Origin of the sequence: Burkholderia sp. PAMC 26561 (assembly GCF_001557535.2) — a bacterium.
Taxonomy (GTDB): domain Bacteria; phylum Pseudomonadota; class Gammaproteobacteria; order Burkholderiales; family Burkholderiaceae; genus Caballeronia.
On sequence record NZ_CP014315.1, the window covers coordinates 1,347,594 to 1,363,430 of the forward strand.

The following is a 15,837-nucleotide window of genomic DNA, read 5'->3' on the forward strand; positions in this document are numbered from 1 at the left end:
ATGATCCCGACGCACGACGCTCCCTATGACGGTATTTACGCCGCCACCCTTTGTCCGCTCGACACCGACGGGCGCCATGTGGACGAAGCCGCGCTCGAGCGGCACATCGCGGACGTATCTGCAGTGGACGGCATTGCCGGACTGCTCGTGAACGGCCACGCCGGCGAGAATTTCATGTTGTCAGCGGCGGACAAGCGCCGCGTGGTCGAGATTGCGCACGATGTATGCGGCGACCGGCTGATCATCGTGGCGGGCGTAAATTCCGAGGACAGCTACGAGGCGCAGTCGCACGCCAACGATGCAAAACGGGCCGGCGCCGATGCCCTGCTGCTGTTCCCGCCGTTCTCATGGGCATTGTCGACGGATCTCGATACCGTCCTCACCCACCACCGGATTGTGAACGCCGAAGCCCGCATGCCGATGATGCTGTATCAGGCCGGCGTCGGCACGGGCGGCATGGCGTACACGCCCGAGATGCTGACCGCGCTGGCCGGCTTGCCGGAAGTCGTGGCGATCAAGGAAGGCAGTTGGGAAACCGCCGCCTACGAGGCGAACCGGCGGCTGGTCAAAACGGTCGCGCCCCATGTCGCCGTGATGGCTTCCGGCGACGAACACCTTTTCACCTGCTTCGTCACGGGCACCGAGGGCAGTCTGGTGAGCCTCGCTGCGGTCGTGCCGGAACTCATCGTGGCGTTGTACCGGGCGGTGAAGAACGGCGATCTCGCCGAAGCTCAACGCCTGCACGAACGCGTTTATCCGCTTGCGAAAGCCATCTACGGCACGGCGCCCGGCGCGCATGCAAACGCGCGCCTGAAGGCTTGCCTGCATCGGCTGGGCCGCTTTCCCAACGCGGCGATGCGTCCGCCCATTCCGCCGCTGTCGGCACTCGAACTTGCGCGTCTCGATGACGCCCTGAGCATCGCAACCCGTCTTTAACGATTCTGACAAGGAGCCACGCATGACACGAACCCTGATCAAAGGCGGCCGCATCATCACGGCGGTGGACGATTACGTGGCCGATATCCTGGTGGAAGGCGAGCGCGTGGTCTGCATTGGACTGAACCTGGAGGGCGGCGAGGACGCGCGCGTGATCGACGCAGCCGGCCTGCTCGTGTTCCCCGGCGGCGTGGATTGCCACACGCATATGGAAAACACCTTCGGGCCTTCGGTCACCGCCGACAACTTTGCGTCAGGTACACGGTCCGCCGCGTTCGGCGGGACGACCACGATCATCGACTTCGCGCTTCAGACGGCCGGCACGAGTCCCCTCGATGCTATTGCGCGGGCACGCGGCAAGGCGGATTCGAAGGCGAGCATCGACTACGGGTTTCACGTGATCGTCACCCATGTCGACGAGCGCGTGCTCGGCGACATGCAGTACGCAATCCGGCACGAAGGCGTGTCGAGCTTCAAGATGTTCATGGCGTATCCCGGCACCGTCATGTCCGACGACGCCGCCATCTTCCAGGCCATGCGCATGGTCGGCCAGCACGGCGGAATGATTGCGCTGCACGCCGAGAACGGCACGATCATCGACCTGCTGATCAAGGAGGCGCTCGCGCAAGGTCATACCGCGCCGAAGTATCACGCGCTCACGCGTCCTGCCATCATGGAAGGCGAGGCGACGCACCGCGGCATCAAGCTCGCCGAACTGGCCGAGGCGCCAGTGTACTTCGTGCATTTGTCGGCGAAGGAAGCGTTGAAGCATGTGATCGAGGCGCGCGATCTCGGCATTCCCGTGTTCGCGGAAACGTGCCCGCATTACCTTTTCTTCGATGAGTCCGCTTACGCCGACGAAAGCTTCGATATCGCGCGCTACGTGATGAGTCCGCCGCTGCGCTCGAAGGATGCGCAAAACGCCCTGTGGACCGCGCTCAAGACCGACGACCTGCAACTGATCTCCACCGATCATTGCCCTTACTGCATGAAGGAAGGGCATCTCGGACGCGTCAACCAGAAGCCCTTCGGCGCCGACGATTTCTCGAAGATCCCCAATGGCGTGCCGGGCGTCGAGACCCGCATGACAGTGGTCTACAACGGGGGCGTGCGTCCCGGCAGGATCTCCCTGAATCGCTTTGTCGAGTTGATGTCGACTGCGCCCGCAAAGCTCTTCGGGCTGTTTCCGAAGAAAGGCACGATCGCCGTTGGCAGCGATGCCGATATTGTCCTGTTCGATCCCGACGAGTCGCACACCATCAGCGCCGATACCCAGCACAGCGATTGCGATTTCACGCTGTTCGAAGGACATCGCGTAACCGGTCGTGTGAAGAAAGTGCTGCTGCGCGGCGAACTGCTGATCGATGACAACGACTGGGTCGGCCGCTCCGGTGGAGGAGAGTTCGTCGCGCGTGGCGAACTCGGCGCGCACTGGTAAGCGTCACGCCAGGCTACAAGCCTGCAGGCGCACCGTCATGCGGCGTTCAGCCATTGCAGGATACGTCGCCAGTCCTGCGGCCTCATGGCGCCCATCCAGGTGTCGTGATCGGCGGTGGGCAACAGCATGAGCCGCGCACGGTCGTGTTCGCTCGCAAAACGTTGTGCGTGCGCGACCGGAATCAGCGTGTCCTGCTGCGCACCGACGATGACGAGCGGCCCCGCGTAACGCGCTACGGCTGCGACCGAATCGAATCTGTCGTGCAGCATCCACTTCACCGGGAAAATCGGATACTTCTCCCCGGCCACGTCGGCAAGCGAATCCCAGGGCGTAATCAGAACGACGCCCGCGACTGACGACTCGTTGCCCTTCACCACTTGCGAAGCCATGCCCGCGCCCAGCGATTCCCCTACCAGATAAACCGGTGCGCGCCATTGCGCACGCGCAGCCGCAAAGACTTCGCGCGAAGCGGCGACCGCTGCCTTCATGGTGCGCTCGCCTTGTCGCCTGCCATGCCCAGGGTACTCTGCAATGACAACACGATACCCGGCGCGAACGAATACGTCGGCGAGCGGCAACTTGGTCTCCGCCGACTCTTCGTTGCCGTGATAAACGATAAAAGTACCGCGCGGTGCTTGCCCCGCTGGCGTGATCACGTAACCCGCGTACTCGCCGCCCGCCTTCCACACATCGATGCGCTCGCCCGCAAGCGAGACCGTGCGCAGATCGGCTGCGTCGGGCGTGGAGGGCAGCAGCAAGCGATCCTGCATCAGATACAACGCCAGCGCCGCCGTCAGGTAGGCAGCGACAGCAAAGCGTAGGGTATAGTCAAGCAGGCGCATGCCATGTCTCGCGCGGTAGTTTTCATGAAGGTCCCGGCCAGTATAAGTACAATCCCCTACCCGATGCACCATCCGCAATGCCCCGGTTGCGAACACACTGCATTTGTAGCGGTACTGTTTTATCGGAATCTTGAGACGCAGCAGGTCACGTAATTAAAGTGTTTTGCATAACAGCCGTTAGATAGGCGAACGTTATCTCGTAGCGGAAAAAGAATCGAATGGAAGTCAGGAATTCTCGACGATGGGCTCCGCGCGGCCGCAAACGATGGATGATCGCGACAGCCGCACTATGTACCGCAGCCGTCGTCCGATTGATTCTTCACCCGCTGCTCGGCCCGATCATGCCCGGGACTGCTTTTCTTATCACCGCCGTGCTCGTGGAGTATTACTGTGGCCTCGCGCCTGCAATCTGCGTGATGCTGGCGGGGCTGTGTCTCGCAGATTATCTGTTCGTACCGCCGTACGGACGCATTGACATCATCGACGCGTCGGATATCCGGCTGCTGGTCTCGTACCCGCTCATTACCATGGTGGTCATTACACTGGTCGAGCGCCTGAGGCGCGCACAGTATCGCGCCGAGATGCTGGCAGCAGTGGCGCACTCCCGCTATGAGATGCTGCTGCGCGGCGATAACGAACGCCTGCTCGTGCGTCGCGCCACGGACGAAATGCATCGCATGCTGCATCACATCGCGCAGCACACCCGCTCGCTCATACTCATCAAGGCGCTCGATCCAGCAACAAGCGCACCGCCCAGCAGTTTCGTCGCGGCCGCGGTAAGCTCGACGCCCGGTGGCACGACCGACGACGCATCGTTCCGTGCAGGCATTGCCTACGGCGCCAGGCATTCGCAAGTGCACCAGGAAGATCTTGCCCGTGTAAGCGACCGGCTGGTGCCGGGTCACCACCGCATGCGTTTTCTGTCTGGAGCCGAGGATTGGCGGGCAGTCGAATGTATGTGCGAACGCTTCACCACGCCGTCCGGCGATTTTCTCATCCTCCGGGCGGAAGACTGACCATGAACGCGCCTCAAGGTCTCCCCGCCCGGAGCAACGATCACGCTGTGCTGCTGCTGCACGGGCTGTCGAGTTCCGCGTCTGAATTGCGGTTTCTTGCACGCCTTCTGACCGAAGAAGGCTTCGTGACGCACACGCCGGAACTGCCTGGCTACAGTGCGGGCACGGGACACGTGCCGATGGAGCAGTGGATCAGTGCAGCGGTTGCCGAATTCGATGCGCTCGCCGCGCAGCACCAGCACGTATCGGTCTGCGGACTCTCCATGGGCGCGACGCTGGCCGCCGCCGTGGCGCAGCAGCGCCCGGCCGCACGCGCCTTGCTGTTGCTGTCGATCACGCTCAATTACGACGGCTGGGCTATTCCCTGGTATCGATTCCTGCTCGACTACGCCTATTACACCCCGATGCGCTCGCGCTATCGGTATCGCGAGCATAAGCCCTACGGCCTGCGCAACGAAGCGTTGCGCTCGAAGATCGCGCGGGCGATGCAAAGGGGCGAAATCAGCGAAGTCGGGCCTGCATCCATAGCGCTGCCTGCGCTTCACGAAGCAAGCCGGCTGGCGGGCTCGGTGCGCAAGAAGCTGAAAACCATCAATGCCGATTGCCTCATCATTCACGCGATTGACGACGAGACGTCGAGCCCGCACAACGCGCGCTTTGTCGCGGCGAACGTCGGGGCGTCGTTTCTTCGCACCATCTGGCTCGATGACTCCTACCATATGATCACATCGGACAACGAACGCGAGGTCGTCGCCCGGGAGTGCGCGCTCTTTCTGCGCGAAAGCGCAGCGGCATCAGTGTCGAGCAACAATCCGACGCCCGTCGTTTCACGCGCGCTTGCGCGGCGATTGAGGCAGTTGGCGACCGTTGCGGGGAAAGCGTGAGGACCCGCAAGGCATCGATTAGTCGCCATTGCACCGCGCTCGCAGCGGCACTTGCGTGTTGCACGATGGGATTCGCGCACGCCGATGAAACGCCGGCCGACAGCGACTGGAAGATCTCGGTCGGACCAGGCGTGTATCTGTTCCCGAAGTTTCCGGGTTCCTCGCAGCTTCAAGTGCTGCCCTTCCTCGTGCAGGACATTTCGTGGCGGGACCGCTTGTTTTCGCAGGGTCCGGATGTGCTTGGTGTCAATGTGCTGCGAAGCGAGAATTATCATGTCGGCATGTCGATGAGCTTCGACTTCCAGTCAAGATCATCCTCCGACGATGCGCGGCTCAGGGGCCTGCCCGATGTGCACTACGGACCGAAGCTGCGGCTCTTCGCCGATTACACGTGGTGGGCGTTCACCGGCGCGGCGGCGGTCTATCAGGACATTGCGGGAACCGGACAGGGCCTGACCGCGATGGGCGATCTGTTCATATCGGCGCCTGTCGGCAACTTGCTTCTTTCAATGGGCCCCGGCCTCACCTGGGCGAATGCGACCTATACACGTACCTTGTTCGGCATCTCGCCGCAGGAAAGCGCGGCATCGGGATTGCCGCATTACGACACTGCTTCAGGCTTGCGCGATGTTCACTTCAACGTGAACGCAACGTACAAGATCAGTCCGCACTGGTCGGCGAACGTCGCGGCAGTTGTGGGACGCCTCGAGCGATACGCCGCCGGCAGTCCGATCACAGAGCGCCGGCTCGACCTCAACGGCATGGCGTCGGTGCTCTACCGCTTCTAGCACCCGTGACGAAGTGCGTCCACATACCCGCAAGCCGCTCGCGTTCGCGTTCGAAATCGGCGGCGGACAGCGGGGCGAAGCCCTTTTGCACGCGGCCATAAGTGAGCAGCGGCGCAAACGCAATGCGCTTCATGCTCAAAAATCCAGCTTGGCCGTGACAATCACTTGCCGGCTTTCGCCGATGTTGATGAACGGCGTGCCCGTGCAGCAACTGCCCGTGTAATACGTGGAGTTGAAGATGTTGCGCGCGTTGAGTTGCCAGTCGATGTACTGCCCGAAGATATGCGAATTCCATGATACGAACGCATCGGCGACATGACCCCACGGTAACTGATACACCTTGCCGGTGCCATCGCCGACCGCCATGCTGCTGAACACGCGCACGCCCGCCCCTGCGCGCACGCGCCCGCTTGCAGGTCCGAACCCGACGTTGCCGAAATCGCGCGCGAGATAAAACGCGCCTTCATGCTTGGGGGTGTTGGGCAACGGGTTGCCGCCCACGAGCGGATCGTCCTTGTAGCGCGCTTCGGTCGCCGCGTAGCTCGCGATCACGCTCCAGCGATCCGTGAGTTGACCGTTCACATCGATTTCCAGGCCACGCGAGCGCGCATGGCCTGCGTTGCGCACGAAGTTGACGCCGTTGATGGTCTGCGTGGTCTGGATGTTTTTCTTGCGGATGTCGAAGAGCGCAACGGTGCCGGTGATGCGGTTGGTTTCGAGCTTTGTGCCGATCTCGTATGCAAGACCCTGCTCAGGCGGCAACGTGCCGATAGGCGCCGCGATCGACGTATTCGGCCTGAACGATTCGCTGTAGCTCGCATACGTGGACCATTCCGGCGTGACCTTGTAGACAAGACCGGCATGCGGCACGAACTTGCTGTCGCTTTGCGTGGACCCGACAACAAACGGCCTGCCCTTGCCTGTCAGTTCCTGGAAGTCGTCATAACGCACGCCGCCAAGGAGAATCCACCGGTCGCCGAAATGTATCGCGTCCTGGATGAATGCGCCGCGCTCAATCAGCTTGTCGGTCTGGTCGCTGTCAGCCGGAGACAACGTGTTAGTGGCCGGCAGCGTGCCGTAGACCGGCGAGTACATGTTGAACGTGGAGTTGTTCTTGCCACGATACAAATCCGCCAGCACGCGGTAATTGCGCATGTAGTCGAAGCCGGTCAGGATATCGTTTCGCAATCCGAACCACGTGACCTTGCCCTCGAGATTCAACGTGAAATTGTGCGTGGACTGCACACCGTTTTGCGTGGAATCGACCCGTCGGGTAAGAATGCCGGTCGTGAAATTCGGAGTCAGCACGCGCGCCTGCTGATCGTTGTAGTACGTGCGGTTCCAGCCGTACCCCGCGTGCACGGTCCAGTCCTGACTCAGTTTGCGATCGACCCGTACGTTGAGCGCGTCGGAGCGGCCCGCGGAGATGTTGTAGTTTTCGTCGAACCGCTCTTTTGGCGATACCGACACCGGGTTGCCCGTACGCGTATCGATGATCGTCCCGCGGTCGATCGGCACAGAGTAGTTCATGTGCTCGTACTGCACGAGCACGCTTGTATCGCGTCCATACCATGCAAGCGACGGCGCAATGGTGTCTTGCCGGTTGTAGCCGAAGTTGCGCCAGTAATCCACGTTCTGGTGATCGGCAATGAACCGGTACGCGAGGCCCGAGGTGCCGATCGGCCCGGTCAGATCCGCCTGCGCGCCACCGCCGCCGTAGCTGCTTGCAAACCCGGAGACCGAATTGGCGCGTTCCAGTTGCGGCTTCTTGGTGACGACGTTGATGAGACCGCCCGGGTCCTGAATACCATAAAGCATCGACGCCGGGCCTTTCAGCACTTCAATGCGTTCGGTCGTCGGCGTGAAGTTGCGGGGCTGCACGGACTGCAGGCCATCGCGAAGAATCGAGTTGTCGCGGTTGTCCCCGAAACCACGCTTGACGAGGGCGTCGAGCGTACCGCCGAGCGTGTTGCCCATGCGCACGCCCGGCACGGTTTCGAGCGCCTCAGCGAGGCTATCCGGCGCGCGATCCTGGATCGACTGCGATGTGACCACGTTGACTGCCTGCGGTACGTCGACCAGGGGCGTGTCGGTACGCGTCGCGACCGATGCCCGCCGTCCCTGGTAACCGCGCTCGGGCTCGCTTCCGTTGACACGGCCTGCGGTTACCCTGACTGCTGGAAGCGCACCTTCCGCGTCTGGGGCGGAGGCCGCGGTGGGCGCTCCAGCGTTTGCAGTTTCATCCGCAATTGCCTGCGCGACCGATGCAAATACCAGCGTCAGCGCAACCGCGACGGGTCTGTAGCAGGTGCGCAGATGGTCGCGCTTCTCGGCCTTCATCGAATGCATTCCTCGTTAAACGAACGTTTACAATTTGCGGCATCGTATCGTTAACGATAATGATTCTCAATATTATTAGAAAGAATTTTGTCGGAAAATCTCCTTTAAAACTTCGATGAACGTCCGGAATGCGAAAGCTCCAGCCATCTGGGTACACTCGAAAATTACAGATTTATATACAAAAGTAATTGTGCGCACGCTCTCTTGTCCGAGTACCAGCAACAGGTTTTTTGCTCGGATAAGCTGTCGCAATGCCCAAAGTGATCGATTACCTCAACCCCGCCCTTCCCCGAGGGCTGCGACGCGTGTCGATGCCTGTAGTCGACGCCACCCCTGCCGCGCTCGATGGGTTTGGCAAGCTTGTGAACGACCCGGGCGAGTGCTCGATCGAGATCGTGCAGTGGCCCGCAACCGGGACACGGCCCATTGACGCTGGAACGGGGGACGAAGCAGGCACCACCGAAGGGACGTTCGTGAGCGAATGGCGCGGAGACATTCTCTATGGTCGAAACGAGGCTGTAAGCGGCAACTACATCCTCGCGTACGCGACGGAACCTGAAGAAGCTCGCGACGACAGTGCCAATGCCCCGGGAGAGATGCTGCTCTGGCACGCGAACTACCACCCGGACGGCGGCCAACTGTTTTTCCCTCTCGACCATCGTCCGTTCTACGTTCCATTGGCCTTGCCGGGCGATGACATTGCACCAGAGAAATTTGTCTGCTTTCGCTTCGACGGGCAGCAGGGTCTCTACATCCACCCGAACGTCTGGCACGAAGGTGTGTTCGCTCTTGCAGGAACACAGCGATTTTTCGATAAACAGGGTGCGGTCCATGCCCGCGTCTCTGTCGATTTTGCTCGCGAGTTCAGCTGCCTTCTCGAGGCGCCGATTCTCAAGGACTTATGAAGGTTCGCAGTCGAGATCCTGCGTTCCGTGCTCATCGAAGCATCCGCGGCCGAGACGACGCGCTGATTCAAAGCTGGTGATCCACGAGACTGCGTCGCATGGCGTCTAGAGGCGAGTCCTCGAACCAGTTCAATAAAGCGTGAACCGGCGCCGGCCGCGCGATGAGGAAGCCTTGCAACTCTGCGCAATGCTCATGCAAAAGCGCCTGCCTCTGTTCTTCCGTCTCGACACCTTCGGCAATGATCGGAATGCTCAAGCTTCTGCACAGCCCGCTGACCGCGCGTACGATCGCTGCCGATTTCGGGTTCTGGCCCAGGCCGCTGACGAAACCACGGTCAATCTTGACGCGCGTAAAGGGAAAGCTCTGCAGCATGCTGAGCGAAGAATATCCGGTACCGAAGTCGTCCATCGCAACCCCGACACCCAGCGCGCGAATCTCGTCGAGGATGCAACGCGGCGCGGCCGCCGATTCCAGCAGAGCGGTCTCGGTGATCTCGAGTTCCAGACGATGCGGCTGCAGCCCCGACACGCTGAGTGAGCGCTGGACCGTCCCCGTGAAGTCCTCGTACAGCAACTGAGCCGGCGAGACGTTCACGCTGAGCCGGATATGCGCCGGCCATTGCGATGCATCGCGGCACGCTCTCATCAAAACCCATGCGCCGAGTTCGGGCATGAGCCCCCGCTCTTCAGCGATGGGAATGAATTCGACTGGCGACATGTTTCCGCGCCGCACGTGATTCCAGCGCAATAGCGCCTCGCACGCGGTGATCTGACCTGTCTGGGCGTCGACGATTGGTTGATAGTGCACCGCCAGTTCGTCTGCACGCAGGCTTCTGCGCAGCTCGTCTTCGAGCTCGTTGCGCAGACGAAGCGGATCGTTCATGCCCCGTTCGTATAGCCGATAACAATTGCGGCCTTCACGCTTGGCCTTGTAGAGCGCAAGATCAGCTTGCTGCAACACGATACTCGCATCGGTGCCGGCGTTCGTGCAGTGGACTATGCCGATACTCACGCCAACATTGATCTCGTTGCCCGCTATATCGAACGGCGCAGCCAGTCTGGCAATGCAACGCTCGGCGAGAGACGCTGCGTCTTCCGGGGATTGGCTGGCGGCCTGGAGGATGGTGAATTCGTCACCGCTCAGACGAGCAAGCTGGTCGCTCGCTCGCAGCGACGCACACAGGCGCTGAGAGACCGCTTTCAGCAGTTCATCGCCCGCGTGATGACCCAACGTGTCGTTGACTACCTTGAAGCGATCCAGATCGAGATACAGCAGCGCAAAGGGACGGTCTTCCGAACACGTGCCGGCTAGCTGCTGGAGCCGTGCCTGGAAGGTGACGCGATTTGGCAGATCAGTCAGATGGTCGTGATGTGCAAGGTAACTGATGCGTTGCTCTGCGACCCTGCGCTCGGTGACATCCTCGATGGTCGAGACCCATCCACCGTGCGAAAGCAGTCGTGTCACCACCCCGATACTTCGTCCCCGATGCTGGAACTCGATGTGTTTCTGAGTCTGCCCCGGTTCCGTGGCGCGTAACAGCTTGCGGGGCAAGTCGGTGATCGTCGCCGCTGTTTCGCCTATTGGCGCATGGCCATGCTCGCAAACGCGGCGCAGCAAAGTGCGCAAGGATATGCCGCCAGGCAGGCTGTCGGCTGGAATGGACAGGATGCGGGCGAACTGGCCGTTGCACAACACCAGCCGTCCGCGCTTGTTGAAGAGGCTGAGGCCCTGCACCATGTTGTCGAGTGCGAGGTCCAGATTGCGGGTCGTTTGCTCAAGCGCAAGCGCTGTCTCGCGCTGATCGGTGCAGTCGCGCGTGATCTTGGCAAAGCCGAATAGCTGGTTGTCATCGTCGTAGATCGCTTGAATGAGGACATGCGCCCAGAACTTCGTGCCGTCCTTGCGGACCCGCCAACCTTGCGCCTCGAACTTGCCCTGCGTGCGCGCTGTCTCCAGCCCGGCTTGCGGCAATCCCAGCTCGCGGTCGGCCGGATCGTAAAAGCAGGAGAAATGCTTGCCCACGATTTCGGACGCCACGTAACCCTTTGCGCGCTGCGCCCCGGCGTTCCAGTTCGAGACGATGCCATTGATATCCAGCATGTAAATGGCGTAGTCGGTCACCCCTTCAATCAACAAGCGAAAGCGCCGCTCGTGATCGCGCGTCTGCTCCTGAAGCGCACGCGCTTCCGTACGATCGCGCGTCACCTTCGCGAAGCCGAAGAGCTCACCATCATCGTCAAAAATCGGGTCGATCACGACGTGCGCCCAAAAGCGCGTGCCGTCCTTGCGCACTCGCCAACCTTCAGTCTCGAACCGTCCGTCGTGAAGCGACTTGGCGAGGCTGCGCGCCGGCAGCCCGGCATCACGATCCTCGGGCGTATAGAAACAACTGAAATGCTGGCCAACGATCTCGTCCGCCGAATAGCCCTTCGTGCGCTTGGCACCCGCGTTCCAGTTGGACACGATGCCGTCCGTATCCAGCATGTAGATCGCATAGTCGGTCACACTTTGCACGAGATAGCGGAAGCGCCGTTCGTGATCGATGGCGTGGTCACGCATGCGTCGCTGTTCGGTGAAGTCGCGCGTGATCTTCGCAAAACCGAACAGACGTCCATTGGGGTCGCGCAGCGCGTCGATAACCACATGCGCCCAGAAACGGGCGCCGTCCTTGCGCACCCGCCATCCCTCGGCTTCATACTTGCCTGTGGTGCGCGCGGTTTCGAGATTGCGCCCCGGCAGATCGTCGAGCCGTTCGTCGACTGAATAGAAGCAGGAGAAGTGCCGTCCGACGATTTCGCTCGCTGCGTAGCCTTTGGCTTTCTGGGCGCCGGCGTTCCAGGTGACGACCATACCGTCCACATCCAGCATGTAGATTGCGTAATCCGTTATGCCTTCTACCAGGCGTCGGTAGACGTCATCGCCGGCATTCAAGAGGCTGCCTTGAAGACAGGCCACATGGTTCCTTGAATCTTGCTCGCTCGTGTGTGATTGCATTGTGGGTCTTTGGTCCCGCTAAACGGTTCGATGTACGTTAGCAGACAGTTCAGCACTCAGCATGGTCTTGATTTTAGAACTCTTCATGCATCGATGCACCGACCGGGCTACGCCGTTGCCGTGTTCTGAGTCAGACGAAACAGCGAAACCGCTTGTGTCAACCGACGGCCTTGGGCATCGAGCGATTGCGATGCCGCCGCCGCTTCTTCGACCAGGGCGGCGTTCTGCTGCGTCACCTGATCCATTTGCGAAATCGTCTGGCTCAATTGCTCGATACCATTGCTTTGCTCGTTCGATGCCGTTGCGATTTCACCCACGATATCGCTGACCTTCGAGACCGTTTCCAGTACCTGCGCCACGGTCATGCCCGCTTCTCCAGCAAGCGACGAGCCTTCCGAGATGCAGCCCACCGACGCCTCGATCAATTCCTTGATCTCCTTTGCCGCGCTGGATGAGCGTTGCGCCAAGGTACGTACTTCCGCTGCCACGACGGCGAAACCACGCCCCTCTTCTCCAGCGCGGGCGGCTTCGACGGCTGCATTCAACGCAAGAATGTTGGTCTGGAATGCGATACCTTCGATGATGCCGGTAATATCCGCGATCTTTTCCGAGCGCACGCTGATCTCCGACATGGTCGCAACCATTCGGTTCACGGCCGTATTGCTCTGGTGCGCGACAGTAGTGGCCGTCGACGAAAGCGCTCGTGCCTGGTGCGCATGCTCGGCGTTCTGCCGAACCGTCGACGTGAGCTCCTCAACGTTCGATGCCGTCTCTTCGAGCGAAGCGGCCTGTTCTTCAGTACGAGTCGAAAGATCCGCGTTTCCTGCTGCGATCTGATTCGATCCAGTGGCAATGCTGTCGGCTGATGCCCGCACGTTGGCGATGAGTTCGACGAGCTTGGTTTGCATCGTGCTCATTGAAGCAAGCACGCTTGTCGGGGGCGCCTTGTCCGCGCCCGCAACGGCACTCAGGTCACCGCTTGCAACCCGCTGCACCACCTCGCTCAATGTATCGGGCTCGGCACCCAGAGCGCGCAGGATGCTGCGTGTGATGACCGCACCTGCAATCGCCGCCGACAGGGCCGCTGCCACACAGGCAGCGATCAGCAACAAGCGCGATATCGCGTAGTGTTGAGCTGACTCACGCACGAGCATTGCTTCGCGCTGACTTGTCATATCGGAATAGTCCTGCGTTGCCTTGACAAGCGCTGCGAGTAACGGGCGGCACTCGTCGTTCATCTTCGCAATCGCTTCATCATGCCTGCCCTTGAGCGCGAGATCGACAATGGCAAGTGCGACGGGACCATATAACGATTCAACCCGATTGATCTCTTCGACGCGTGCACGCACTTCGGGCGTCACGTCCTTCGCGCCCGCTACCAGGTTGTCGAAGTTTCGGAGATTGCGCTGGACGTCTTCGTGAGCCTGGATGACCGCGGCCTTTTCGATCTCGAGATCAGCAGGCTTGGTGACAAGCACGAGATTGCGCGCGGCAATCGCTCGCCGGTCGACGGCGGTACGAATTCTTTCCGCAATGTTCGCCCGGGTGTTGATCCCGTTCACAAAGGATTCGAACCGCTGGTTCGATGCACTGAGCGATTGAACCGATAATGCCGCAACGATCAGTACTGCGCCGGTGAGCGCGCCGAAGCCGGTTGCCAGCTTCGTTTTTACTTGCATACGTTGGAGATTCATTTTTTCGTGTATTGGGTGCGTCACGAGAAATTAAGTCCTGTTCGCGACGTTAATGGCCAGCCTTCGTCGTGCAAGAGAACGAAAGCGAATGTACTGCACATTGCTTTACTTAACGGGGCCTGCCACGCCAACTTTAGTGTCGACAAATGTTGTGCAGGAAATACAAACGTTTGCTGGCGATTTTATTTGCGTGAGAAGTCCTGGTGCTTGCAGCCCCGCCCATGCGGACAGCGCATGCGTTGCCTTGTTACTTGACCCATGCGGAGGCAATCGCTGCTTACGACGCAAGCTTGCGGATCGAATGGTTATTTCGATCGACGCGAACGCCGAATCACACGCCGCAATACCAATCGGCCGGGTGAGGTTGCGAACTTCGTTGTCAACGAGCGGTCATGGATAAAAAAATGGCGGAATGCAGGCATTCCGCCATTTCATCGATATCGAATCGACTTTACTGAGCAGATAAAAAGAACGCCTGGTCGCGTTGCGGCGTGACGCCAACAACCGTGAGCAGCCCATTTACTACGGTCGCTTCAACGGGCATCGATTCGTTGTTGAGAGCGCACGACAGACCCGTGAAATTAAGCGTACCGTCCAGCAGATGTTTGCCAGTCGAGCGCGGTTTGAAGCTGCCGGTAAACGTGCATGCATTTTGCGAACCCGTTGCAGTACCATCTGCGGCCACCGTGATTGTGGAGATTGGCGAGACCCCCGCGCCGCTGCTCCAGGTGCGTGCAACGTCGCTGACGGCGATCGGTGTATCGTACGTCGCGTTGTAGTTGCCGTTGAAACTCGTGGCTGTCGTATCCGGACTGACGAAAAGACTCGTCGTCGCAGTGAGTGCGCTCTTGTCGGTGAAATTACCTGATAACGTGCCGGCGCGAATCGCTCCGAATGTATGGAAGCCGACCGTTGCAGAATCAGTGAACGCGCCATCGGTCGCGGTCATGATGCCCTCGATCAACCAGATAAACGAGCCGTTCTGCGTGTAGATGCTGTAATACTGCCCTGACTCCAGGACGATGGTTTGCGCCGCGACCGACTGCGCCGAATTCACGGAGCCGTACCAGAAACCTTCAGGCAATGCGTGTGAAGGGTTGGCGACGCACGACTTTTGTAGATTGGCAAGGTCGGTCGTGCAGGTCTTGCTGTCGCCGCCACCGCCGCCGCAGGCAGCAAGTATGGGCAGCGTCAGCAACATGAGCTTTGAGAGCAGTTTCATGAGTTTATTGTTAGGTTTTTCAGAAGGGCACAAGCTGGCGTCGTCGAAGGCACATCGACAATAAATTAACGGAACATATCCGGAAAACTTTAGGCAAACGTACAAAGCACAAGTATCTTTTAAATCGACCAATCGATTAGGTTACCGAACTAATCGCGGACATCTATACAGCGCGAAGACGCTTTGGCCCTGCGCTGATCTGCTTACCGAACGGGCGCATTCGCTGATCTCATTGCAAACGGACTACTGCTGATCACGTAACGAAAAGTCTCCCTTTATTACATCCGAAAGGCACATGCAATTGCGAAACTCTCCGCTCTAACGGCGCTATAGCCTCCGGACTTTAGCGGCTCGGGTTTTCAAATGCGGCAAATCGCTAGCCACTGATTAAGGACACGGAATCAGCGGAGCGGCCCTGGCGAACGAATGAACCTCTCCGGCCGCGCTCATCATTCCTCGGTCGGCACTTTTCAAGCGATTTGGTGGCTGAGATTCGCAACCACGTAAAAGTCAGGCAGCGAATATCACCCAACGCCGGCTTCGCTTGATTGCGCGACGATCTGGCAGTCGTGCTGGAAATGTCGTTCTCGAGCCCTATTATGGACGGACCTCGAAAATATTTTTTCAACTAGTCTGCGGCCGTACTAATTACTGATTCGCTGCTCTTTAACATGCCGCAAACGATTGCCGCACCCGCCACTGCTAAAAGAAAGTAACGCTCGAACAGACTGTCCAGCTTTAATCCAACCGTTTAATGAGCGTTGTTTCCGCTTGGCG

General features: G+C 59.8%; 11 protein-coding genes. 6 read left to right on the forward strand and 5 right to left on the reverse strand.

Features of this window, described 5'->3' with window-relative positions:
- Both AXG89_RS40715 and hydA read left to right on the forward strand, forming a co-directional pair.
- Entirely contained in the window at positions 1-936 is a 936-nt protein-coding gene (locus tag AXG89_RS40715) for a dihydrodipicolinate synthase family protein (protein WP_075357484.1), read from the forward strand.
- A 22-nt stretch (positions 937-958) separates the two neighbouring features.
- Positions 959-2,374 (forward strand): dihydropyrimidinase, encoded by a 1,416-nt coding sequence (gene hydA, locus AXG89_RS40720; RefSeq protein ID WP_075357483.1) that lies wholly within the window; start codon positions 959-961, stop codon positions 2,372-2,374.
- A 35-nt stretch (positions 2,375-2,409) separates the two neighbouring features.
- On the opposite strand, the gene AXG89_RS40725 is transcribed toward hydA, so the two are convergent.
- On the reverse strand, positions 2,410-3,216 hold the full coding sequence (locus AXG89_RS40725; RefSeq protein ID WP_075357482.1) for an alpha/beta hydrolase: 807 nt from the start codon (positions 3,214-3,216) through the stop codon (positions 2,410-2,412).
- A gap of 218 nt (positions 3,217-3,434) precedes the next feature.
- On the opposite strand from AXG89_RS40725, the gene AXG89_RS40730 reads away from it, so the two are divergent.
- From AXG89_RS40730 to AXG89_RS40740, 3 genes are all read left to right on the forward strand, one after another.
- Positions 3,435-4,232, forward strand: a complete 798-nt coding sequence (locus AXG89_RS40730; RefSeq protein WP_075357481.1) for a DUF4118 domain-containing protein — start codon at positions 3,435-3,437, stop codon at positions 4,230-4,232.
- A gap of 2 nt (positions 4,233-4,234) precedes the next feature.
- Entirely contained in the window at positions 4,235-5,116 is an 882-nt protein-coding gene (locus AXG89_RS40735; protein ID WP_075357480.1) for an alpha/beta hydrolase, read from the forward strand.
- A 65-nt stretch (positions 5,117-5,181) separates the two neighbouring features.
- The gene (locus tag AXG89_RS40740) at positions 5,182-5,904 is read left to right on the forward strand and encodes a MipA/OmpV family protein (RefSeq protein ID WP_083637574.1); all 723 of its coding nucleotides are present in this window, start codon (positions 5,182-5,184) and stop codon (positions 5,902-5,904) included.
- Positions 5,905-6,039: 135 nt separating this feature from the next.
- Here AXG89_RS40740 and AXG89_RS40745 read toward each other — a convergent pair whose 3' ends face one another.
- Positions 6,040-8,244, reverse strand: a complete 2,205-nt coding sequence (locus AXG89_RS40745) for a TonB-dependent siderophore receptor (protein WP_083637625.1) — start codon at positions 8,242-8,244, stop codon at positions 6,040-6,042.
- A 251-nt stretch (positions 8,245-8,495) separates the two neighbouring features.
- On the opposite strand from AXG89_RS40745, the gene AXG89_RS40750 reads away from it, so the two are divergent.
- Complete coding sequence (locus AXG89_RS40750; protein ID WP_075357478.1) at positions 8,496-9,149, forward strand: ureidoglycolate lyase; 654 nt, start codon at positions 8,496-8,498, stop codon at positions 9,147-9,149.
- A gap of 67 nt (positions 9,150-9,216) precedes the next feature.
- Here AXG89_RS40750 and AXG89_RS44025 read toward each other — a convergent pair whose 3' ends face one another.
- From AXG89_RS44025 to AXG89_RS40775, 3 genes are all read right to left on the reverse strand, one after another.
- On the reverse strand, positions 9,217-12,105 hold the full coding sequence (locus AXG89_RS44025) for a bifunctional diguanylate cyclase/phosphodiesterase (protein ID WP_236873644.1): 2,889 nt from the start codon (positions 12,103-12,105) through the stop codon (positions 9,217-9,219).
- 146 nt (positions 12,106-12,251) lie between these two features.
- Entirely contained in the window at positions 12,252-13,838 is a 1,587-nt protein-coding gene (locus AXG89_RS40770) for a methyl-accepting chemotaxis protein (RefSeq protein WP_083637571.1), read from the reverse strand.
- Positions 13,839-14,289: 451 nt separating this feature from the next.
- Positions 14,290-15,192, reverse strand: a complete 903-nt coding sequence (locus AXG89_RS40775; RefSeq protein ID WP_236873645.1) for a hypothetical protein — start codon at positions 15,190-15,192, stop codon at positions 14,290-14,292.
- Positions 15,193-15,837: the final 645 nt, after the last annotated feature.

Bases quoted from the DNA above. Each gene is read 5' to 3' on its own strand.
- AXG89_RS40740 (WP_083637574.1), top strand. From the start codon at position 5,182: ATGGGATTCGCGCACGCCGATGAAACGCCGGCCGACAGCGACTGGAAG.
- AXG89_RS40750 (WP_075357478.1), top strand. From the start codon at position 8,496: ATGCCCAAAGTGATCGATTACCTCAACCCCGCCCTTCCCCGAGGGCTG.
- AXG89_RS40745 (WP_083637625.1), bottom strand. From the start codon at position 8,244: ATGAAGGCCGAGAAGCGCGACCATCTGCGCACCTGCTACAGACCCGTC.
- AXG89_RS40770 (WP_083637571.1), bottom strand. From the start codon at position 13,838: ATGAATCTCCAACGTATGCAAGTAAAAACGAAGCTGGCAACCGGCTTC.
- AXG89_RS40725 (WP_075357482.1), bottom strand. From the start codon at position 3,216: ATGCGCCTGCTTGACTATACCCTACGCTTTGCTGTCGCTGCCTACCTG.
- AXG89_RS40735 (WP_075357480.1), top strand. From the start codon at position 4,235: ATGAACGCGCCTCAAGGTCTCCCCGCCCGGAGCAACGATCACGCTGTG.
- AXG89_RS40715 (WP_075357484.1), top strand. From the start codon at position 1: ATGATCCCGACGCACGACGCTCCCTATGACGGTATTTACGCCGCCACC.
- hydA (WP_075357483.1), top strand. From the start codon at position 959: ATGACACGAACCCTGATCAAAGGCGGCCGCATCATCACGGCGGTGGAC.
- AXG89_RS40730 (WP_075357481.1), top strand. From the start codon at position 3,435: ATGGAAGTCAGGAATTCTCGACGATGGGCTCCGCGCGGCCGCAAACGA.